The organism is Brevibacillus sp. 7WMA2, assembly GCF_010748895.1.
Lineage (GTDB): Bacteria > Bacillota > Bacilli > Brevibacillales > Brevibacillaceae > Brevibacillus_B > Brevibacillus_B halotolerans.
On the sequence record NZ_CP048799.1, the window covers coordinates 3,297,143 to 3,318,500 of the forward strand.

Sequence of the window (21,358 nt, forward strand, 5' to 3'; positions counted from 1 at the left end):
TTATTCGGGTATCTTTTTACCATTCTTTTCATTATCTTAAAATCCTTTTACATTTTTTTATTTTTTTCGATAAACCAAATATATATTTCGACAATCGTTCAACTTTCATTTAACTATTCCTCTCAGTCTCTAGGAGGAGATAAAAATCATTCGTTTGCTGGTATAAAAAACATTGATTCATTTGTAAAATAAAAGTGTAAAACAAAGAAATATTTTGAGTATGACATTTTGAAAATTCATTAGGAACATGATATCATGTGAATCTATTGTTACTTACGTGATATTTGCCTTAACGAATAGGAGGTTTTTGCTATGGAAATGAATCAAGTGTTAAAATTACTTTCCCATGCCAGCACTTTTTTTGCTCCCATCATCGGGCCCATTCTTATTTGGTTACTTGCATCTGATCGATATGTCAAAAATGTAGCTCTGCAAGCACTCGTTTTCCATATTTCCATGTCTGTATTGATCGGTATTTCTTGGGCTTTGTCGTTTATACTAATTGGTATTCCGTTCCTCATCGTGTTCGGAATCATGGCTCTCTACTGCCCAATCAAAGGTATTTTCTACTCTCTTACAGGTAGAACGTACTACTATCCAATCATTGGTCGTCTGATCAACGGCTAATAGGGATTTTCATATAAAAAGCCAATGCCTAGGTCCTTTGTCCATAAGCATTGGCTTTTGTATTTTCATAGTTTCGTTTGTTACGACAGTAAATATCGATCCTCTGTAAAGCTCTCGCCCCGCGCTGTTTCAAAAGCCTGTAACAGCTCTTTTGTCGTCATGCTAGCTTTTTGCTCCTGCCCTACGTCCAAAATAATTTTACCCTCATGCAGCATCAGCAATCGATTTCCTAGCGAAAGTGCCTGCTCCATGTTATGTGTGACCATGAGAGTCGTTAGCTGATCACGTTCGACAATTCGCTTAGTCAGTGCTGTTATCAGTGCTGCCCGCTTCGGATCAAGCGCTGCGGTGTGCTCATCTAATAGCAAGATTTTTGGCTGAGTCAGGGTTGCCATTAACAAGCTTAGAGCTTGACGTTGACCTCCAGACAATAGACCCACCTTAGCCTGCAAGCGATCTTCTAACCCTTGCTCCAAAATGCTCAGTTGTTCGCGAAAGAAGCTCCGTTTTGACTTCGTGACCCCTAGTCGGAACAATCTCCGCTCCCCTCGCGCTAGTGCGATAGCTAGATTTTCCTCAATAGTCATATGAGGTGCGGTTCCCGCCATTGGGTCTTGGAATACTCGACCTATATATTTAGCGCGTTGATGCTCTCCCCTGCGTGTTACATCTTTCCCATCAATACATACTTGTCCACCATCCGGCAACAAAGCTCCGCCGATCATATTTAGCAATGTTGATTTACCTGCTCCATTACTGCCTATTACGGTTACAAAATCGCCCGGCTTCAAATGTAAATGAATTTGCTGTAAAGCAATCTTCTCGTTTACGGTTCCTCTATAAAATAGCTTAGATACATCTGTTAGCTTTAGCATGATTTATTCCCTCCTTTACCTAAGACAGGCAGGTGCTTATTCATCCCACGCAATACATTCGGTAAAGTAAGTGCCACAATCACTAGTAAAGCGGTAATCAGCTTCATATCCCCAGGCGACAAGCCAACTTTTAGTGCATAAGCAATGACAAATCGGTACAATAAGGAGCCAATAATAACTGCAAATGTAGCTCTCATGATGCTCTTATCGCCAACAATCACTTCTCCAATAATAACAGAGGCGAGTCCAATGATAATCATGCCGATTCCCATGTTTACATCACCAAACCCTTGAAATTGGGCAATCAGCGCCCCAGATAAGGCCACGAGTGCATTAGATAGGGCCAGTCCCATAATTAACGTTCCATCCGTACCAACACCATAGCTCCGTATCATAGTTGGATTATCTCCCGTAGCACGCAGATCAAGCCCTATATCAGAATGTAAAAAATAATCTAAGATTCCTTTTAAGAGAAAAACTCCCACTAGGAAAAGGAACGCAACTCCTGAAAACAATGTAATACCATTCACCGTGAAGTCTGGAATAGACATATCCTTTGCTATTGAGTACAGTGTCGTTTCACGTAATAGGGGAACATTTGATTTACCCATGATTCGTAAATTAATCGAGTATAGGGCAATCATGGTTAAAATCCCTGCAAGTAGCCCGTTAATTTTCCCCTTCGTAGTAAGTACTCCTGTAAAAGCTCCCGCTAATGCTCCACCTCCTGTGGCAACTAAAGTAGCTAATACAGGATTTGTTCCTTCCGAAATCAAGGTAGCTGCCATTGCTCCACCTAAGGCAAAGCTCCCATCTACTGTTAGATCAGGAAAGTTAAGAATGCGAAACGTAAGATAAACACCTAAAGCCATTACAGCAAATAATAATCCTTGTTCCAAAGCTCCCATCATTGCTACACTCATCTGTCATCCTCCTGTGCTCGTCTCAGCTTACTAATCTCAACCTTCTACATTAATCGGATTTTTGCTCTCTTCAAGCAGTACCCTGTCTAATCGCACGCCAAAAAGAGGGCATCGCTGCCCCCTTTGTTATTTCACGATTTCTTTCGCTTCTTTACGCAAATCATCTGAAATAGTCAAACCAAACTTTTGAGCAGCCTTCTCGTTAATGACCAATTCGGTATCCTTTCCAACTTCAACCGGTGTATTTGCCACACTCTGACCATTCAGAATACGCGCGACCATTTCCCCGGTCTGTTTGCCCATCTTGTAATAATCAATGCCATACGTAGCCACTGCACCGCGTTTTACCGTATCCATATCGGATGCAAACACCGGTACTTTAGCCTTCTCCGCTACACCAAGCACGCCTTCAATGGAAGCAACCACTGTATTATCAATCGGGATAAAAATAGCTTCCACTTTGCCAAGTAAGGATTGAGCGCCCATTTGCACTTCATTTTGACTGCTGATGCCTGCTGGGACTACTTCGATACCCATTTTTTGACCAGCCGCCTGTAAATCCTTAACCTGAACCTCTGCATTTACTTCTGATGTAGTATAGATGACACCGATTTTTTTGATGGTAGGAATGAACTTTTGAACGAGCTGCAACTGCACTTCCATTGACAATTTATCAGAAGTTCCTGTTACATTCTTATCTGGTTTATCTAAAGAAGGCACTAATCCTGCTGATACAGGATCTGTCACTGTAGTAAATACTACTGGAACATCTTCAATAGCTTTAGCCAACGATTGAGCGGACGGAGTAGCAATCGCCACTGCCACGTCTTTCTTGTCGCTCGCAAATTTCTGAGCAATTGTGATGGTATTATTCAGTTCGCCGTTTGCGTTCTGATAATCTACTTCCAGATTTTTACCCTCTTCAAAGCCTTTATCTTTTAATCCATCCTTAATTCCTTGATAAATGGAATCTAGGGCAGGATGCTGTACAAATTGGGATACACCAATTTTGACCTGCTTCTCTGATGTATCTTGTCCAGCTGCTGTTACTCCCTCCTGCTTTGCAGTTGGTGCAGCACCACATGCAGCTAATGACAACGCTAATCCAATAGACATAATAAAACCTGTTACTTTTCTCATCTAAACTCTCCTCCTCAGCTCTAAAACCCTGTACTATACTGGTCTAACCTGCACTGTTTACTAAAAACCTATCTACTCTTCTCTATCTACTCTTCTCTATCTGCTCTCTCAACTGTACTGCTATGTTCTTTTGTAATACATTATCTGATTTTTTGAAGACTGTAAATATAATTTCTGAAATATGCTGAAATTAACAAACGCTTCAGTAAAATTTTTTACATAGTAAGAAGATAGCAATTAAAGTAATAAGATTGCTGTCGCGCAGGAAAAAGAAAAAAACGGCGAGCCTGATTCGGCTCGCCCAATTTAGTAGTGTGAAGGGAAGGTTATCATATGAAATCGGAAAGGAGAAACTATATGGTATAGCTAACACAAATTTGTGTAGCTCTACACGCCTTTGAATGCGTTTCGGTAAATCTCTGCAAGCTCAGTAACTAATGGCATTTTAGGGTTAGCCGTAGTGCATTGGTCTTCGAATGCGAGAACTGCTAAGCGATCCACTTCTTTTTCGAAGTCTTCTTTCGTTACTCCATTCGCTTCAATGCTCATTGGGATATCTAAAGATTTTCCTAATGTAATGACGGCTTGAATTAGACTTTCTACACCCTCTTCTGTTGTTTTAGCAGGCAGTCCTAACAAACGAGCGATTTCTGCGTAGCGCTCATGTGCTATGAACTTTTCATATCGAGGGAAAGATGCGAATTTATTAGGAACAGTCGCATTAAAGCGAATAACATGTGGCATTAAAATCGCATTGGAACGACCGTGTGCAATATGGAATTCAGCCCCCAATTTGTGTGCTAAGCTGTGGTTGATACCAAGGAATGCGTTCGCAAAAGCCATACCTGCTATGCAAGATGCATTGTGGACCTTTTGACGGGCGACCTCGTCTCCACCGTCTTTATAGGCACGTGGCAAGTATTCAAAGATAAGTTGAATGGCTTTTAATGCCAGACCATCTGTGAAATCATTTGCCATTACAGATACATACGCTTCCATCGCGTGAGTAAGGACGTCCATACCAGTATCAGCAGTGATTACCTTTGGTACAGTCATTACAAATTGCGGATCAAGGATCGCCACGTCAGGAGTCAATTCATAATCAGCAATTGGATATTTCATGTTTTTCTCACGGTCAGTAATTACCGCAAATGGTGTTACCTCAGAACCAGTACCAGAGGTGGTAGGAACCGCGACGAATTTAGCTAAGCGGCCCAGTTTAGGGAATTTATAAACGCGTTTACGAATATCCAAGAATTTTTGGTATAGGTTTTGGAATTCTTCATTTGGATATTCATAGAACAACCACATCGCTTTCGCTGCGTCCATCGCAGAACCGCCACCTAATGCAATGATCACATCAGGTCGGAAATCCACCATGAGTTCGGTTCCTTTCCGTACAGTTGTTACAGATGGATCTGGCTCTACGTCGCTAAACACTTTGCAATGGACATATTGAGAACGACTGCGCAGATTTCTCAATACCTTATCTACATAGCCTAGTTTTACCATAGCTGGGTCTGTCACAATTACAGCACGAGAGATATCAGGCATATCATGCAGATATTGAATAGAATTTTTCTCAAAGTAAATTTTCTCTGGAATCTTAAACCATTGCATGTTCACTCGTCGTTTCGCCACCTTTTTGACGTTGATCATATGCACAGCACTAACGTTGGTAGATACAGAGTTTCGACCATAAGAACCACAACCAAGCGTTAGGGATGGGATGAATTCATTGTAAATATCCCCGATTGCACCTTGAGAAGATGGAGCATTCACTACGATACGGCAAGCTTTCATTCTCATTCCAAATGCTTCCATAAGATCATCGTCTTCTGTATGGATAACCGCTGTATGTCCCAAGCCGCCGAATTCAAGCATTTCTTCGGCACGGCGGAAGCCTTCATCCGCGTTTTTCACTTTATAGCATGCAAGAACAGGACTTAATTTTTCACGAGATAATGGATGATCAGGGCCTACACCTGTCAATTCTGCTACTAAAATTTTCGTTTCCGGATCTACATGTATACCAGCCAATTCTGCAATAACCGCCGCTGGTTTTCCTACGATATCCGCATTAACGGCGCATGTATTTTCATTTATGACCAATTTCTCCACTTTTGCCTTTTCATCAGCTGTCAAAAAGTGACAATTATTGGAGATCATCAGTTGTTTAACTCGTTCATAGACTGGTGCATCAACAATCACGGCTTGCTCAGAAGCACAAATCATACCATTGTCAAATGTTTTGGATAAAATCAAATCATTTACCGCACGCTCGATTACCGCAGTCCGCTCAATATAGCAAGGTACGTTACCAGGACCTACACCAAGTGCCGGCTTCCCTGTACTATAAGCTGATTTCACCATACCGGCTCCACCTGTTGCTAATACAAGAGCTGTGCCTGAATGATTCATCAGTTGTTTGGTTGCTTCTAGGGAAGGCTGATCGATCCACTGAATGCAATTCTTTGGAGCACCAGCTTTAATGGCTGCTTCATATAATGTACGCGCCGCTTCTGCACTAGACTTCTGTGCAGATGGATGGAAAGCGAAGATAATTGGGTTTCGTGTTTTAATAGAAATGATTGCTTTGAACATGGTGGTAGAGGTCGGGTTTGTTACTGGTGTAACCCCTGCTACTACCCCAATCGGTTCAGCTATTTCGATGATGCCATTCTGCTCATCTTCACGGATAAGACCAACTGTTTTATCCTTTTTAATACTGTTATAAATATATTCTGTAGAGAAAATGTTTTTGATCATCTTATCTTCAAAAACACCACGTCCTGTTTCCTCATGAGCCAATTTTGCTAAATATACGTGTTTATCTAACCCGGCTAATGCCATTGCTTTTACAATGCTGTCTATTTGCTCCTGATCGTAATTAGCAAAGTCCTTTAACGCTTGGTTACCATTCTCGACCAAGGTATCAATCATTGTTTTTACTGCCTCTTCTTTTGCTTGCTCCTGCACTTTTACTTCATTGCTCATGGTTTCTTCCTCCTTATTAAATAAGAAAGCATTGTATCCACAGATTTAGTGAATTTTTTCACGTACGCGTTAAAAAAATAAAGCGAAAGTGAAATTTTTCACATTCTAGTTTACAAGGAACTTTTGTTATTGATGTTAAGTAGTGCATAAAAGCAATTCCTTATAAACCACCTTGGGGCTATCTTTTTCTATTCAGCTCCTTGGTACACTCTAATCTTACTCGATAACTACGTATATGTATGTGATGTTTCTCACACGTTTGCTTGGATTTTTTTAACTAACTTTTTTAGACTTTACACTTATCTCCTATCATGTTTCAATAAAAATCTGGTATGCTACATAAAAGGATACTTCTGTATCGACCAATCTCCAGATGACATGATGAAGGAGTGGCTCTTAATGTCCATTACCATTACACCACAGGCACTTGCTTGGTTCAAAAAAGACTGGGGCTTTAAATCAGGCGATTTCATTCGCTTTTTCGTCCGATACGGCGGAGGCACTAGCCTACATAAAAGCTATTCCATGGGGATTTCTAAAACCGAACCGAATGAGATTGCACTCTCCAGTACGGTTGAAGGCATGACCTTCTTTTTTGAACAAGATGATATGTGGTTTATTGAAGATAAAAGCATGACAGTTGATTTTAATGAAGCTTTAGAAGAAATTACGTTTTCTTTCCAATAAGAAAATAGATAGAAAGGCAGGTAATAGCCAAAGGACTTCTCTACTCCTTTTCTGTTACCTGCTTTTTCTCATTACAGTTGCTCATAATGGTTCTTTTATTGAGCGGTATATCCGCCATCAATAGCGGCGGCAATGCCTGTCACTCCCTTTAATCTATCGCTTACCAGCATAGAGGCATAGTCTGCAATCTCCTCTACGGACAATAATCTCTTCTGAGGAACTAAAGGGTAAATGACTTCCTCCAATACTTTTTCTAAAGGTACGTTACGAGTAATAGCCAAATCCTTCAGTTGATTTTGTACTAAAGGAGTGTCAACATAGCCGGGACACAAGGCATTTACTGTAATCCCATGTACTGCTCCCTCTAATGCGGCTACTTTCGTCAATCCAATTACTCCATGCTTGGCACTGTTGTAGGCCGCTTTTCCAGCAAATCCGATAAGCCCATTTATGGATGACATATTTAAAATCCGACCGTATCCCTGCTGTTTCATAATAGGGAAAGCATGCTTAATGCCTAGAAAAGGCCCCACTAGCATGACCTTTAGCAGTAGCTCAAAACGCTCTGTCGGAAATTCCTCAATTGAAGACACATGCTGTAGACCAGCATTATTGATTAAAATCTCCAATCTGCCATACTCTTCGACAACTCGTTGGACGCTGGCTGCAACCTGCTCCTCATTTGAAACATCACAGGGTAAGCCGATCACCTTATACCCCTGCTGACGTAGTCTCTCTGCCGACTCAGCAACAGCTCCTGCATTCAGATCAGCGATGGCAATAATCGCTCCTTCCTTAGCAAAATGCCTAGCCATCTCATAACCAATACCGCTCGCAGCCCCAGTGATGAATGCTACTCTTTGATCTAGCAACCCCATACGACATTTCTCCTCTTCCTTATCATCATGGCAACAGCCTTTATTTCTTCCCTTTTCCGCCCTCATCTCATTAGAAAATGGAAACCACGAAAGCCAATAGGAAAACCGTTACTGTCTTCAATACAGTAATAACAAAAATATCCTTGTAGGACTGACGATGCGTAAGCCCCGTGATAGCCAATAATGTAATGACAGCACCATTATGAGGCAGCGTATCCATCCCCCCTGAGGCCATGGAAGCAATCCGATGTAGGAGTTCTGGGGAAATATTAGCGGCATTTGCTAGCTCTACATACTGTTTGCCCATTACCTCCAAGGCAATCGACAAACCACCAGAGGCGGAACCAGTCATTCCAGACAGTACATTTACCGCTAAGGCCTCAGAGACCAATGGATGATCACTTGCACCCAAAATCCAACCCTGAATGCTTTTAAAGCCGGGCAATGTCTTTACCACGTTCCCAAAGCCCACCTCAGAAGCCGTATTAAAGATGGCAAGCAAAGCCCCCATGGCTGCTGTTGTAAGACCTGCCGCTAGCTTGCTGTGCACCGTTTTTACATTGATAGCTAAAGCTGAAATAACTCCTACTAACAACGCAATGATCAAAGCCCATGAAGAAGCTACCGTCTTCACATTTTCAATCTTAAATTTTTCGTTAAGCATAGCCGGATCATACCAGCTATCGACCGCAATGAATCCTCTGCTTAACAGAAAATTAGTGAGAAGCACCAGCAACAAAGGCAAGATAGCCAAGGCAATAGGAGGATATTTTTCAGTTTCTTTTGCTTCTGGCTCATTCTTATGATTGTCACCATATCCCTCTCCCGCTATAGCCGCCTGTTTGCGACGTTTTTCCAACCACAGCATCCCGCCCAGAAAAATCAGGAAGGCTCCCACAATTCCTACTAGCGGGGCCGCATAGGCATCTGTCCCAAAGTAATTGCTTGGGATAATGTTTTGAATCTGTGGTGTACCGGGTAACGCGTCCATGGTAAATGTAAACGCTCCTAAAGCAATCGTCCCCGGAATCAAGCGCTTCGGGATATTCGCTTCCCGGAAAAGAGCTGCTGCAAAGGGATAGACCGCAAAAGCTACAACGAACAAGGAAACGCCACCATAGGTAAGGATTGCACAGGCTAATACAATGGATAACACTGCACGCTTTGCTCCTAATCCTTTGACAATTGTCTGTGCGATAGAACCAGCCGCTCCGTTCAATTCCATCACCTTACCGAAAATCGCTCCCAATAAAAAGACGGGGAAAAATGCCTTAATATAATTAGCTGCATTGCTCATGAATGTCTCTGTATAGCTTGGCAATAGCGCTAAGCCAGATAAAGCGACAGCCAACAGAGTAAAAATGGGGGCAAATACGATAACGGGATAGCCTCGATATGCAAAAAACATTAGTAGACTCAAAGATGCAAGGATCGCTACGATCTCTAACAGCATAAATACTTCCCCTCTCTCATGTGACAAAATGGTGTCTGTCGTTTACAAGAGAAGCATAATTCATGCCATTCATTCAGTAATACGTGTTCTTTACTATCATTCCAGCAACTCTCACAGATACGAACAGCCTTTTTCGCGTCCCATGCTTTTACTAACTGAACGCTTTCACATACCGCTCTCGAATTAAAGTCCAAATTTTCGGAAATAAATTCGCACGCTCTTTGCTTCCTACAAATATATAAGCTCGTCTCTATAAGAATCATAAGCCTTATCTTTGTACATGTAAAAAAGTCCAAGATTCTGGACACCTTCCAAAATATTGGACTTACTGCTTCACTTGTTGCATTTGCCTGTCAATTAGCCTCTCCCACTTATGATAAAAGCTGGATTTACTAATTCCGAGCAGTTTTGCTGCCTCCCGTTTATTTCCCCCAGTTAGTTGAACGGCCCGTAGCAACGCCTCTCGTTCAGCTTTTGCTAACCAATCTTTAAGAATAGGAAGGCTACTCTGTACCATTGGGTTTCCTGATGTGGATGTTGGCAGCAGAATATGCTCGGCCCGAATCCAACTCCCCTCCATCATATGCATGGCACGCTCCAATACATTGCGCAGCTCTCTTACGTTGCCAGGCCAGCGGTGATAACGCAACAGCTCCCATACCTCTTCATCCATCCCTTTCAGAACAATCCCCGTTGACTCCATCAGTTGCTCTTGTATACTCTCTACCAAATGCGGCAAGTCTTCTAGCCTATCACGAAGCGGCGGTATGGTAAGGGTAACAACGTGCAAGCGGTAAAATAAATCCTCGCGAAACTTTCCCGCTTTCATTAAAGCAAACATATCTTTATTCGTAGAAGCAATCACTCGTACATCTAACGAGATTGGTCGACTTGCTCCGACTCGCTCTACTTCTTTTTCTTGCAAAACGCGTAAGAGCTTGGCTTGTAGAGCGAGTGGCATATCCCCAACCTCGTCTAGCAGGATTGTACCTCGATCAGCTAGCTCAAATTTTCCTTTTTTCCCTTTGCGCAAAGCTCCTGTAAATGGTCCCATCGCTCGCTGACTTGCCGCATGAATAGCATGCGCAAATAGTTCTTTGCCCGTCCCGCTCTCTCCCGTAATAAGTACAGTTGTATTGCTTTTAGCAACCTTCATCGCCAATTCCTTACATTTATTCATTAAGTCGCTGGTGCTAACAATCTGTTCAAAACGATAAACTGCTCCCAGCTTTCTTTGCAATTCGCCTTTATAGTAATCTAATTCTTGTTTTAATTGATCGACAGTAGCAGACAAAGCGTGAAGCTGCCGCACATCCTGAAACATAACAGTTCCTAGCACAGCAATCATGTTCCCATCCCGATAAATAGGGACACGGTTCGCTATCATATCACGGCCGTTAATCCGTTGAACCTCAGCCAATTCAGCTAATCCGGTCTTAGCTACTATATGCATGCGCGTATTCTCAATGACTGAAGTAACATGTCTGCCGATTGGATTAGCTATCCCGATGAAATTCCGATATGTATGATTCATCATTAGAATGATGCCTTCTGGATTAGTGACCACTATACATTCATATGCTTGTTCAAATACAGCCTCTACTAGTTTTAGGTATTCCGCCGATGCTGCGGTCTGAAAAACCATTAGTCAACCCTCCTTCTAGATCGTAACAAATGATATTCTTCCTTTTATCTACCATTAGTTATAGGTTTGTTTCCTCCTAGTACCCCTCTTCACTCTTCTTACATACTTTCAATTTTCAGATTTTTACTCTAAAATGAACCTCCTATTTGACTTTTCCATCATCCAGCTTGTCTTATAGTAGGCTTTGATAGGAGGATGTTTTTTACAATTAATCCTAATTTATTCCTGCTTCATCTGCTTCGCTCTCCTCCTCCACATAACAAATGTGCTGTTTTTTTTCCAAACTACCTATTCCCATGGTCTTCATTTTCTATCATTTTGATCCAGCTTCATCCCTTTAGCCGCTTGATCTCTTCCTTATTCCTCCTTTTCTCATCAAATTCTAATAGGAATTTTTATCTACTTTTACCAGTTATCTACCGCTTTTTCCGTGCTTGCAACTTTGTTATTCTGAGTTTGCCGAAACTTCCCAAATCATGAGAAGTGCGGGGGATGACCGATGGTGTAAGGCTTATGCTAGCCACCTGGGGTGAATCACACATAAATGCTGCGTAGGGTTGTATCCTCAATCCGAACCCGACAACTAACCTCGTAGGTAAAAAAAAAGGAGCGATGAAAAATGAAGAAAAATTGGATGTCTAAAACGGTATTTGCATTGGCAGTAGGAATGGCAGTGAGCGGTGTCGCTACGTCTGCATTTGCTGCTTCCCCAGTATGCGCGGTAAAAAATCTACCTGCCAAACAAGATATTACTTCATTGACTGAATTACTTAATCAAAAGCAAGGAAAATCCAAGGATTGTCTTCCTACAGATCTATTAAATAGCCTATTGAATCAAACGAAAGATAAGGACAACTCCATTTTTCAAAAGTTCAAAAACATCGAAGATTCGGATACTAAATCACCTTCTGCACCAAAGATTGAAAACAGATTTGCTGACGATTCCGATGAAGCTTCTGTAGACAAACAGAAAAAACCTTCTATGAAACAAGAGGGAAAAGATAAAGCTTCAAAAGAAAACGTATCTGCTGACGCAAGTGCAATGGTGAACGAAGTAGTAGATATCGTAAACAAAGAACGTGCTAAAGCTGGTCTGAAACCACTTAGCATGGATACAGAGCTAGCTAAAATGGCAACAGACAAAGCAAAAGACATGGCAGACAACAATTATTTCGACCATGATAGCCCAACCTTCGGATCTCCATTTAACATGATGGATCAGTATAAGATTTCCTACCAAACAGCGGGCGAAAACATCGCTGAAGGCCAACGTTCTGCTGAAGAAGTAATGAAAGACTGGATGGGCAGCGACGGACACCGTGAAAACATCATGAATTCTTCCTTCACAAAAATCGGAGTAGGATACTACAACGGTTACTGGGTACAAGAATTCATCGGATAAGCAATGCTCTCAAAATAGAGGAGCAACAAAGCCTCTATCCATGTTATCTCATAAAGACAGGCGAAATTCATCATTTCGTCTGTCTTTTTTATATGCTTCTTTGACTTAATTGATTTTGCATAACAGGACAAGATAATGTATTACTAGAACACAAGAGGAAACGTGTACCCGAACCGGAGGAATCTGTTATGAAAAATCGCTTTACAATTGGCAAAATGGCTCGTATGCATCGTATCGCGGAATCAACGCTTCGCTATTATGATGAAAAGGGCATTTTTCAGCCCAAAACTATTGACCAGAAAACCCAGTACCGTTACTACACCATTGACCAATTTTCTACTTTGACTTCTATTAAGTTTTTTCGCCATTTAGGGATTCCCCTACAAGAGATTAAAAGATTTATGGATGAACGTACACCCGATTTGGCTTTGGACATCCTAGAAAAGCAAAGAACATCTCTTCAACAAAAACAACAGGAAATTGTCTACATGTTAAATCGCTTGGAAAGTAAGATCACAACCATTAAACAAGGCGTAGATAAACCGGATGATTCCGTGGTATTTAAAGAGTTACCAAAGCGATATATTCACTCCATAGTCGTGGAAGCAGAACTCTCTGATGAAGAATTTGAATATCACCTTAATACCTTGCAAAGCGATCTTCAGCTTTTAGAGGTATCCTTATTTGCTGGTGATATCGGTACCTCTGTGTCCAAATCCGCCATCCTCAAAGGAGACTATCAAGATTACAACAGTTTATTTATTATGATTGATGATCTCCCCGTCGATAAAGAGCGCTATGCCAGTATTCCTGCCGGTCTGTATGCATGTACAATGCATTATGGGCCTTACGAACAGCTTGATCAGTCATATGAACGCCTCCTTTCAGCGATCAAACAGTGTCATTATGAGATTACAGACAAATCCTATGAGCTAGGCATTGTAGATTTGTCTATCACCAGCGAATCGGATGAATTTATTACTGAAATTCAAATCCCAATTCAGCCTCTATCCTCCTTATAAATCACTGATTTCAACAAAATTTATTGACTCGCAAACAAAAAAATTTCTACGCCCCCTTGAGTTTCAAGTAGCTTGAAGGTTTACAATAAGAGCTATCACAAGGAGGTCGTATTATGACAGACGCAGCAATTAAACTAAGGGAGACCCCCGTACCAAAGCTATTCATCTCTTATCTCATCCCTTCTGTACTCGGCATGTTACTGATGTCGATTAATATTTTTGTGGATGGAGTATTTGTTAGCCGCGGGGTGGGACCAGAAGGATTAGCCGGGGTAAACATCTCCGTACCCGCCTTTTCTATCTTCCTTTCTATCTCTCTTTGGATTGGAATGGGTGGAGCTACTCTCTACTCGGCTGCCTTGGGAAGAAATGAAGTAACACACGCTCGCCAGATTTTTACCCAATCTTTTGCACTGGCACTTCTATTGGTTAGCCTCATCATGGCTGTTTGCTTAACACATATCGAACAAATAGCCTATATTTTTGGAGCTGACAAGACAATCCTGCCTTATGCACTTGATTATTTACATGTGCTGTTAACCTTCGGGATCGTTTATGTATTAGAAAACATCCTGAGCATTTTTATCCGTAATGATGGAAACCCCAAGCTAGCGATGATGGGCCTAATCGTCACATCGGTTCTGAACATACTATTTAACTATATCTTTATTTTCATGATGGGAATGGGTGTAAAGGGAGCGGCCTACGCTACGATCTTATCGGCTGCTATCGGATTTTTAGTGCTACTTACCCACTTTTGGAAGAAAGGTAGCACATTGCGTTTTGTGGCATTCCGGTTTCAGTTAAAGGAAATCAGGCAAATCGTAAATATCGGCTTTCCTAGCTTTATTGCGGAGAGTACGATCGCGATCACTACTTTAGCGTACAATCTGGCTTTCATGAAATATCTAGGGGCACAGGGGGTTGCAGCCTATGCCATCGTTAACTATATTCATGCGATGCTATTGTTATTGTTCATGGGGGTAGGAGCGGCACTGCAACCGATTGCCAGCTTCCATTATGGGGCTCAATTAAGTGAACGATTGCGAGCTAGCTTACGTTTAACAGTAAAAACTGGCTGGGGCTTCGGAATCGCCGCCTTACTTTTTGGCGTTTTGTTTTCGAATGTATTTATCATGTTATTTGATATCCAATCAGAAGAATTGATTCAAATCACCGTGAACGGAATGAATCTATTTTTTATCAACTATCTTTTCTTAGGATATAATCTTGTATATGGGGAGTATTTCCAAGCCATACAGAAGATACGCAAATCACTGTGGATTATTTTAACCCGTGGTGTCTTGCTGGTTATTCCTTTGGTGTTTATCCTGCCAAAATGGTTCGGGGTAAATGGCATTTGGCTAGCAATCCCTATTGCCGAAGCATTGACCGCATTAGGCATTCGTATGTTAAATCGCAAAACACCACCTGTTCCACAATTTACAAAGCGCGAAACAGAAGTTACTGTCTAACAAGCACGAAAAAAGGTAGCCCGAAATGAGCTACCTTTTTTTATATACATGCAAAATCAATTGATCTTCAATCAAAACCTTGTTGGTTGCTGTTATCCTTGTACCAAGCTTCTTTTCGCTAAGGCTAGAGCACCGCACACTCCTGCATTATCCCCTAGTGCCGGTGGAACAAGATAGGTTGACAAGTCGTCACAGAAATACTGATTTTCACTCACATAGCCTTGTAATAGCTCGCTCAGTTGCTGCCTTACTAGGGGATATAGCTGCTCCTGCTTCATAACCCCGCCGCCTATGATGAGCCTTTTAGGTGCTAAGATAAGGACATAATTCATCAACGCTTGAGCTAAATAATAAGCCTCCAGCTCCCAGACCTCTGTGCTTGCTTGCAATTTTGCTCCCTTTTGATTCCACCGTTTTTCAATAGCTGGTCCAGATGCCATGCCCTCTAAACAGTTGCCATGATACGGACACACACCTGTAAACGAATCGAGATGGTGTGGTTTTACCAAGATATGTCCCATCTCTGGGTGAGACATACCGTGTAATAGCTTTCCTTCAACAATAGCCCCAACACCAATTCCCGTACCTACTGTCATATAGATGCAACTATCCAAGCCTTTTGCGGCACCCCAAGTAGCCTCACCCAATGCAGCAGCATTTACATCTGTATCAAACGCAATCGGAACTGAAAAATGCTCTTTCATATGACCAAGCACGTGATAATTTCTCCAAGCAAGCTTTGGCGTATTCCTTACATATCCATAGGTAGCACTAGCTGTGTTTAGATCAATCGGTCCAAACGAGCCTATTCCAATCGCATCTAGGTTCTTTTGGTGTAAAAAAGTTATTACCTGCTCCAAGGTTTCTTGCGGAGTCCTGGTTGGAAAGCTGCTTCTCTCCAAAATCTCTCCAAATTCATTTCCGATTGCACAGACAAACTTTGTTCCCCCTGCTTCCACTGCCCCTAGTCTCATTTCTTGGTGCACTCCTTTGTAGCCTGAATGGTTTTACGTCATTTTTTGCTTACTGGTATAAGCCACTCTTACTATCAGATGCTACCACTTCGGTTTCTTCGCTGTGCTTTCCTTCCGCTGGTGAGCCATGGGAATCTCCTTGCAAATTTAAAAGAACACATCCTGCAATGATCAATAGGATGGCAATCACCTTCTGTAAGGATAGACTATCCTTAAACCAAATGATCCCAATGGTCGCGATTAATGCGGTACCGATTCCTGACCAAATTGCATACACAACGCCAACCTCTAATTTTTTTAAAGCTAAACTTAACGAGGAAAAGCAAATCAGATAAAACACAAACATAAGAATGGTTGGCCATATCTTCGTTAATCCATTCGACAGCTTCATCATAGTCGTGCCTGCAACCTCTAATAAAATAGCTACTCCCAAAAAGACCCAACTCATTTCGCTCTCTCCTCTCTATTTGCTGACTCACTCTCTCTATCTCTTACACCCTCCACCATGATATCCATGATGGCTTCCAGCGCCTCGTGCACTGTCATTTGCTGCTGTGTGAGCGGAGATTGATAGGTCATCTGCTGTAAGGAACCTATAAACATCTGGATAAAAACCTTCACATTCACAGGCCGAAAGACACCTTCTGCAATGCCTTCTTCCATAAATCTGCTTATATTGTCCCATCCCTCATGCATAAGCGTATTAAAAATCTGCCACTGCTCAGGATAAAACCTCTTTAATTCTTCTAAGAATCGTAAATCAAACGTGATAAGCTCACTAGGAATCACGAAGAACAACTGTTTTAATTTTTCAATTGGCCCCAGCTGCTCATGTTGTAAGATTTCTGTTTCTTTATTGAAATAATGCTGCATATCCTGCTGAATAATGTAGGCTAGCAGCTCCTCTTTGGATGTAAAAATACCATATAAGGTTTTCGTGCTAACGCCTGCAAGCTGAGCAACGTTTGCCATTGTGAATTTGACACCATATCGCTTCACCTCTTCAATCGCACACACTGCAATGCGATTTTGCATTGAGATCACCCCCTCTGGAACCAAGGAAAATATTTTATTTTTTATATTTTCCACTGTTACTATTTTAAAATAAAAAACATTTGTTAGCAATCCTCTACCACTCATTCCCTTTGACGAAGCTATGTCACTATTCCCCTATTATTCAATTTACTTAGCCCCATAGGTAAAAAATAAAGCTTTAACCAGATAGACAGCTTCTGCCTCTACACTGCCTTGCTGATGAATCGGTACACGTTGCCCTATAAAAAAAACAGAGTGCTGGGAGTTCTCTCTTCCAACACTCTGCTTGTCTGTTGCTATCTGCAATAGCTTATGCACTTCATTTGGCCACTATGCCGCTCTTGTTAGTAAATTACCAATAAATTTTTGCCCAGCTCTATACTCACTTCTTTTGTCCTTACTCGGTATCTGCCCCTCTTTTCACTACAAACAGACAAATCGTAATCATCACAAAGGCAACTAATGCTAAGAAAGGTATTGTGATGAAGCCGAGCCAATTAATGTACTCACCTGTACATGGCACACCTTGCGTACAGAAGGACATTCCTTTCATAAAAGGAACCTTCTGTACGCTATAGTGGTAAGCCGAAGTGATCATGCCAATAATCGAAAGCGGCAAAATGTATCTATAGATACTGGTATCATTGCGATACACAGCCATCCCCAACAGGATTGTCAAAGGATACATCAAGATTCGCTGATACCAGCAAAGCGTGCAAGGGACAAAATGCATTACTTCACTAAAATAAAGGCTGCCAACTGTGGCAATAATTGCAGTAATCCAGGAAAACACTAACGGCTTGTTCATACGCTATTTCCCCTCTGTAACAGGGTTAGCGGCTTCTTCTACAGCCTTTTTGAAGTCATCCATGGTAGTTCCCTCAAATCGCTTACCATTAATGTATAAGGTTGGGGTTCCTCTTACATCCAGCCTTTTTACAATAGCCAAATCCTTGTCAACAGCCGCTTGGTATTTCTTAGCCGTAAAAGCCTGCATAACCTTTTCCGTTTGCTTTTGATCAGCGATTTGACCGATAAGACCTTTTAGCTTATCCTCTGTAAAATAATCTTGTTTTTCCAGACTAAGGTCCTCTGGCTGGTTTTTATATAATAAATCATGGAATTTCCAGAAAAAGTCATTCCCTAATTCTCCATAAACCGTTTCAGCAAATAAAGCTGTTCGGTGAGAATCTACAGCAAGAAATGGATCCTGGAAGAAATAAAACTGAGCTATTCCAGTCTCCACAAAATCTTTATCAATTTGTTTTACAAGCTCTTCATTAAATGTTTTGCAGGCTGGGCATTTATAATCACCAAACTCTACAATTTTAACTTTGGCAGTCTCTTTACCAAAGTAAGGCTGCCCTTCATAATCTGTAGCTTCCATCAATGCCAGTTGCGTTGATTTTGGCATAAAAAAGAGATACGCTACTACTAAAACAGCTATGATTCCGATACTCCAAAAAATCCATTTTGAAGATTGATCAGAGGATTGTCCTTTTTTACCTGATCCAGCTTTTGTCTTTTTGTTGTGTTGCTTTTTCAACTTGACACCACCCATACTATTATTTATTTACTTACAAAAGTACAGTTATTTTCCATAGTAGTTGATCTTGGACTTTATCGCAATGCTGTGATCTTCTCTAAAGTGGATATTTTTTGAACGAATTGCAACATTACTTCTAGTTTTCATTTTTTTCTAATCAGCAGTCCTTGTCGAGTATCTTCAGTATATTTTTTATTTGTTTGCAATTGCAAGTCTATTCTTCGCTATTCAACAAGGATATTCTGCTTTATTAGACATTTATGATATATGGATTACATCACTGTTTAGATAATTTCCTCTGGTTTACATTAACTGAAAGATTAGTAATTATTACCGTTATTTACTTTGGATACTTTTATCTTAACTAAAAAACTTTCCCAGTATAAAAGCTTTTAACTAAAATAATGGAAAAAAACGACACGAACCTAGCAGGAAAAAAGATGAAAAATGGGACGACAGTATGACTTTTTTCTCTTGTAAAAAAGCGTGATAAGCACTATTCTGATACTTAGCCGTATATTTTTAGGAGTTCTATATTTAGAGAGAATTCCATGCTAACTTGCCGTTTCATTATCGGATAAAAGGTTTACAAATGAGTATCAAAAGAAGATTGATCCACTATCTGGAGGGGAAAGACATGTTTAAAAAGAAAACGCTACTTTTGCTGTCCTCAGCTTTGTTAATCGGGGCTTTGCCTGCTACAACTGATGCAGCTGTCGTGAAAAAAAATATTCAAGCTACTTACAACAATGTGAAAGTAAAGTATAACGGCTATGTAGTTCCAACTGATACCGAGCCATTCATCGTAAACGGTACTACATACATCCCGCTTCGCATGATGGCAGGGGTATTTAACAAGGATGTTTCTTGGGATCAAGCTTCCTTTACAGTATCTGTAGGAGATCGTGTAGATCCTAAGATTGCACAGCTACAAGCAGAGCTTGCTGCCAAAGATTCTAAAATCTCTACGTTAGAAAAAGACGTTACCTACTATAGAGATCAATTAGATAAGAAGGATAAAGATAAAAAGAAAAAGAGCAAAAAAGATGATGTAGATGAGCTAGAGGACACTCTAAACGATGATTATGGTAAATGGAAAAAAATCGAATGGGATATCACTCTAAAAGGTGACGAGGATGATATCGACGTAACCATTAAGGTTGACCTTGATGATTATAAGAGTAAATATGAAGACCTAAGTGATTCAGAAATCAAAAAATTCATCAAAGATATCTGCGATGACATCTGGGATGAGTTTAAAGATGCTGACATTGATGGAACAATCTATGACACTGATGGTAAAGATGACTTGTGGGAATTCAAAGGTAAAGGTAAAACGAATAAAGTTACCTACGACAAGCAATAAGCTAAATAACCAAGAATTCTTATTCAATCGGTCCCGGAGGCTTTCTCCGGGGCTTTTTGCATGATGGTCGGCCTATAAATAAAAGGAAACAGAAAACTGAACAGAACAAGAAACCAGATATGAACAGAAATTACCTGTTTCATCTTCTGGCTTCTTTATCATTTATCCCTATCTTTATTCGTAAAAGGTACTCGTATCCGAGCTATTCATTATCCTAGCTTCTGGGCAAAGGTAGCGCCAAACTCCTTGCATTCCTCAATTTCCTTATCTCCAGGTGAAAGCTCGATCTTCAAGCCCTCTACTACGATTTCTGCTCCTAAGGATTGCAGCTTCTTAATCAGTGTCTCTACAGCCTCTCCAAACATTGGATAGCTCGTATCGCCAGAGCCAAATACAGCCGCTTTCTTGCCGCTAAGATCAAGTCCGTCCATTTCATCGTAAAAGTCGAGGAATTCATCCGGCAGATCTCCGTCGCCCCAAGTGTATGCCCCTAACAGGATTGCATCATATTCAACCAAGTCAGCAGCTTTCGCATTCCATACCTCTTTTACTTCAATTTCTAGCCCTTGTTCGCGAATGCTTTCCGCAATCAGTTCTGCCATTTCCTCGGTGTTTCCTGTCATGCTCGCATATATCATTCCAATTTTGCTCACGGAGATCTCTCCCTTATATCTATATTTCTAATCCTTAAATGAAAATTTTTATCACTTACATAATATTGATACTGATTCTCATTGTCAATATTTTTTTAAAAAATAACAAGCTGATTTTACACCAGCTTGTTGCCCACATATCCTAGAAGAAGCCTTGCCCCCCTTCTTCATTCTGCTTTCTCTTCTGAAGGGTTTGCTGTTAATCTTTTTCGAGAGCTTTGATATTTACCAGTGGCAGGGACCTGACCAATCGCTTTGGCCAGTCCGAACAACGGCATATTCGCATAAATTGCCTCATACTTGGAGGGTTCCATGCTATATGTTTCGTGAAAAATACCTACACTTCCATCTGAACCTATTTTGCGCTGAAAATCCTTCCAAGCCTTTAGATGATAGCCACCATGGGCATAGCTTTCTAGCTGATCATAGGAATTCCAGTACTGTATGAGACCGATTGTTCTACCATTCCAACAATTTTCTGCTCCCATAAACCCTAATTCTGGGTGCTGGTATAGCTCTTTAAGCATCTTCACCATTGCGAGAAAGACAGGAATCCATTTATGAACGGCCCACCATTTATTGATGCGCATTCCAATGTAAAACACCACGAAGGATTTGCCCCCTGATGCTGCGAATCGACCATTTTGTACTTTATTCATC

The 21,358-nt window shown here is 41.0% G+C and carries 21 protein-coding genes and 1 riboswitch; of the genes, 6 read left to right on the forward strand and 15 right to left on the reverse strand.

All coding sequences use genetic code 11. The features are described 5' to 3' along the window. The first annotated feature begins 312 nt into the window (after positions 1-312). Positions 313-627 carry a DUF4870 domain-containing protein gene (locus GOP56_RS13750; protein WP_003334459.1) on the forward strand — a complete coding sequence of 105 codons (315 nt, stop codon included), beginning with the start codon at positions 313-315 and terminating at the stop codon, positions 625-627. An 80-nt stretch (positions 628-707) separates the two neighbouring features. On the opposite strand, the gene GOP56_RS13755 is transcribed toward GOP56_RS13750, so the two are convergent. The 4 genes from GOP56_RS13755 to adhE form a co-directional block, all read right to left on the reverse strand. Continuing rightward, complete coding sequence (locus GOP56_RS13755) at positions 708-1,502, reverse strand: ABC transporter ATP-binding protein (RefSeq protein WP_163245860.1); 795 nt, start codon at positions 1,500-1,502, stop codon at positions 708-710. After that, positions 1,496-2,425 carry an ABC transporter permease gene (locus tag GOP56_RS13760; protein WP_022585524.1) on the reverse strand — a complete coding sequence of 310 codons (930 nt, stop codon included), beginning with the start codon at positions 2,423-2,425 and terminating at the stop codon, positions 1,496-1,498. The genes GOP56_RS13755 and GOP56_RS13760 overlap by 7 nt, the downstream gene beginning before the upstream one ends. Before the next feature lie 126 nt (positions 2,426-2,551). Then, a complete protein-coding gene (locus GOP56_RS13765) occupies positions 2,552-3,565 on the reverse strand; it encodes an ABC transporter substrate-binding protein (RefSeq protein ID WP_121472995.1) in 1,014 nt (337 codons plus the stop codon). 387 nt (positions 3,566-3,952) lie between these two features. After that, positions 3,953-6,562 (reverse strand): bifunctional acetaldehyde-CoA/alcohol dehydrogenase, encoded by a 2,610-nt coding sequence (gene adhE / locus GOP56_RS13770; protein ID WP_163245861.1) that lies wholly within the window; start codon positions 6,560-6,562, stop codon positions 3,953-3,955. A 399-nt stretch (positions 6,563-6,961) separates the two neighbouring features. Here adhE and GOP56_RS13775 point away from each other — a divergent pair, with 399 nt between their 5' ends. Continuing rightward, the gene (locus tag GOP56_RS13775) at positions 6,962-7,249 is read left to right on the forward strand and encodes a HesB/YadR/YfhF family protein (RefSeq protein WP_003334454.1); all 288 of its coding nucleotides are present in this window, start codon (positions 6,962-6,964) and stop codon (positions 7,247-7,249) included. A 95-nt stretch (positions 7,250-7,344) separates the two neighbouring features. On the opposite strand, the gene GOP56_RS13780 is transcribed toward GOP56_RS13775, so the two are convergent. The 3 genes from GOP56_RS13780 to GOP56_RS13790 all read right to left on the reverse strand — a co-directional run bounded on the left by GOP56_RS13780 (position 7,345) and on the right by GOP56_RS13790 (position 11,225). Continuing rightward, on the reverse strand, positions 7,345-8,121 hold the full coding sequence (locus GOP56_RS13780) for a 3-hydroxybutyrate dehydrogenase (protein WP_174250725.1): 777 nt from the start codon (positions 8,119-8,121) through the stop codon (positions 7,345-7,347). Between the two features lie 76 nt (positions 8,122-8,197). Beyond that, positions 8,198-9,580 (reverse strand): GntP family permease, encoded by a 1,383-nt coding sequence (locus GOP56_RS13785; protein ID WP_163245862.1) that lies wholly within the window; start codon positions 9,578-9,580, stop codon positions 8,198-8,200. 325 nt (positions 9,581-9,905) lie between these two features. Beyond that, positions 9,906-11,225, reverse strand: coding sequence for a sigma-54 interaction domain-containing protein (locus GOP56_RS13790; protein ID WP_163245863.1), 1,320 nt, complete (start codon positions 11,223-11,225; stop codon positions 9,906-9,908). Positions 11,226-11,672: 447 nt separating this feature from the next. Then, positions 11,673-11,838, forward strand: a riboswitch (cyclic di-AMP (ydaO/yuaA leader). 6 nt (positions 11,839-11,844) lie between these two features. Here GOP56_RS13790 and GOP56_RS13795 point away from each other — a divergent pair. The 3 genes from GOP56_RS13795 to GOP56_RS13805 all read left to right on the forward strand — a co-directional run bounded on the left by GOP56_RS13795 (position 11,845) and on the right by GOP56_RS13805 (position 15,124). After that, a complete protein-coding gene (locus GOP56_RS13795; RefSeq protein ID WP_163245864.1) occupies positions 11,845-12,627 on the forward strand; it encodes a CAP domain-containing protein in 783 nt (260 codons plus the stop codon). Between the two features lie 188 nt (positions 12,628-12,815). Continuing rightward, a complete protein-coding gene (locus GOP56_RS13800; RefSeq protein WP_003341081.1) occupies positions 12,816-13,649 on the forward strand; it encodes a MerR family transcriptional regulator in 834 nt (277 codons plus the stop codon). Between the two features lie 113 nt (positions 13,650-13,762). After that, on the forward strand, positions 13,763-15,124 hold the full coding sequence (locus tag GOP56_RS13805) for an MATE family efflux transporter (protein WP_101669208.1): 1,362 nt from the start codon (positions 13,763-13,765) through the stop codon (positions 15,122-15,124). 92 nt (positions 15,125-15,216) lie between these two features. On the opposite strand, the gene GOP56_RS13810 is transcribed toward GOP56_RS13805, so the two are convergent. The 6 genes from GOP56_RS13810 to GOP56_RS13830 all read right to left on the reverse strand — a co-directional run bounded on the left by GOP56_RS13810 (position 15,217) and on the right by GOP56_RS13830 (position 18,679). Then, a complete protein-coding gene (locus tag GOP56_RS13810) occupies positions 15,217-16,098 on the reverse strand; it encodes an ROK family protein (protein ID WP_163245865.1) in 882 nt (293 codons plus the stop codon). 49 nt (positions 16,099-16,147) lie between these two features. Next, complete coding sequence (locus tag GOP56_RS13815; protein ID WP_022585512.1) at positions 16,148-16,546, reverse strand: DMT family transporter; 399 nt, start codon at positions 16,544-16,546, stop codon at positions 16,148-16,150. Further along, complete coding sequence (locus GOP56_RS13820) at positions 16,543-17,133, reverse strand: TetR/AcrR family transcriptional regulator (protein WP_003334444.1); 591 nt, start codon at positions 17,131-17,133, stop codon at positions 16,543-16,545. Before GOP56_RS13820 ends, GOP56_RS13815 begins: the two co-directional genes overlap by 4 nt. A gap of 147 nt (positions 17,134-17,280) precedes the next feature. Further along, entirely contained in the window at positions 17,281-17,451 is a 171-nt protein-coding gene (locus tag GOP56_RS23435) for a hypothetical protein (protein WP_174250675.1), read from the reverse strand. A gap of 79 nt (positions 17,452-17,530) precedes the next feature. After that, complete coding sequence (locus GOP56_RS13825; protein WP_022585509.1) at positions 17,531-17,941, reverse strand: disulfide oxidoreductase; 411 nt, start codon at positions 17,939-17,941, stop codon at positions 17,531-17,533. Between the two features lie 3 nt (positions 17,942-17,944). Then, positions 17,945-18,679: a DsbA family protein gene (locus tag GOP56_RS13830; RefSeq protein WP_174250676.1), complete on the reverse strand. Its 735-nt coding sequence runs from the start codon at positions 18,677-18,679 to the stop codon at positions 17,945-17,947. Positions 18,680-19,316: 637 nt separating this feature from the next. Here GOP56_RS13830 and GOP56_RS13835 point away from each other — a divergent pair. After that, positions 19,317-20,045, forward strand: coding sequence for a stalk domain-containing protein (locus GOP56_RS13835; protein ID WP_022585507.1), 729 nt, complete (start codon positions 19,317-19,319; stop codon positions 20,043-20,045). Positions 20,046-20,254: 209 nt separating this feature from the next. Here GOP56_RS13835 and GOP56_RS13840 read toward each other — a convergent pair whose 3' ends face one another. Both GOP56_RS13840 and GOP56_RS13845 read right to left on the reverse strand, forming a co-directional pair. Next, positions 20,255-20,698 (reverse strand): flavodoxin, encoded by a 444-nt coding sequence (locus tag GOP56_RS13840; protein WP_163245867.1) that lies wholly within the window; start codon positions 20,696-20,698, stop codon positions 20,255-20,257. A 167-nt stretch (positions 20,699-20,865) separates the two neighbouring features. Further along, positions 20,866-21,357 (reverse strand): DUF4188 domain-containing protein, encoded by a 492-nt coding sequence (locus GOP56_RS13845; RefSeq protein ID WP_096887096.1) that lies wholly within the window; start codon positions 21,355-21,357, stop codon positions 20,866-20,868. Between the last annotated feature and the right edge of the window lies 1 nt (position 21,358).

Coding starts and splice junctions, on each gene's coding strand:
- GOP56_RS13750 (WP_003334459.1), top strand. CDS start 313: ATGGAAATGAATCAAGTGTTAAAATTACTTTCCCATGCCAGCACTTTT.
- GOP56_RS13755 (WP_163245860.1), bottom strand. CDS start 1,502: ATGCTAAAGCTAACAGATGTATCTAAGCTATTTTATAGAGGAACCGTA.
- GOP56_RS13760 (WP_022585524.1), bottom strand. CDS start 2,425: ATGAGTGTAGCAATGATGGGAGCTTTGGAACAAGGATTATTATTTGCT.
- GOP56_RS13765 (WP_121472995.1), bottom strand. CDS start 3,565: ATGAGAAAAGTAACAGGTTTTATTATGTCTATTGGATTAGCGTTGTCA.
- adhE (WP_163245861.1), bottom strand. CDS start 6,562: ATGAGCAATGAAGTAAAAGTGCAGGAGCAAGCAAAAGAAGAGGCAGTA.
- GOP56_RS13775 (WP_003334454.1), top strand. CDS start 6,962: ATGTCCATTACCATTACACCACAGGCACTTGCTTGGTTCAAAAAAGAC.
- GOP56_RS13785 (WP_163245862.1), bottom strand. CDS start 9,580: ATGCTGTTAGAGATCGTAGCGATCCTTGCATCTTTGAGTCTACTAATG.
- GOP56_RS13790 (WP_163245863.1), bottom strand. CDS start 11,225: ATGGTTTTTCAGACCGCAGCATCGGCGGAATACCTAAAACTAGTAGAG.
- GOP56_RS13795 (WP_163245864.1), top strand. CDS start 11,845: ATGAAGAAAAATTGGATGTCTAAAACGGTATTTGCATTGGCAGTAGGA.
- GOP56_RS13800 (WP_003341081.1), top strand. CDS start 12,816: ATGAAAAATCGCTTTACAATTGGCAAAATGGCTCGTATGCATCGTATC.
- GOP56_RS13805 (WP_101669208.1), top strand. CDS start 13,763: ATGACAGACGCAGCAATTAAACTAAGGGAGACCCCCGTACCAAAGCTA.
- GOP56_RS13810 (WP_163245865.1), bottom strand. CDS start 16,098: ATGAGACTAGGGGCAGTGGAAGCAGGGGGAACAAAGTTTGTCTGTGCA.
- GOP56_RS13815 (WP_022585512.1), bottom strand. CDS start 16,546: ATGAGTTGGGTCTTTTTGGGAGTAGCTATTTTATTAGAGGTTGCAGGC.
- GOP56_RS13820 (WP_003334444.1), bottom strand. CDS start 17,133: ATGCAAAATCGCATTGCAGTGTGTGCGATTGAAGAGGTGAAGCGATAT.
- GOP56_RS13825 (WP_022585509.1), bottom strand. CDS start 17,941: ATGAACAAGCCGTTAGTGTTTTCCTGGATTACTGCAATTATTGCCACA.
- GOP56_RS13835 (WP_022585507.1), top strand. CDS start 19,317: ATGTTTAAAAAGAAAACGCTACTTTTGCTGTCCTCAGCTTTGTTAATC.
- GOP56_RS13845 (WP_096887096.1), bottom strand. CDS start 21,357: ATGAATAAAGTACAAAATGGTCGATTCGCAGCATCAGGGGGCAAATCC.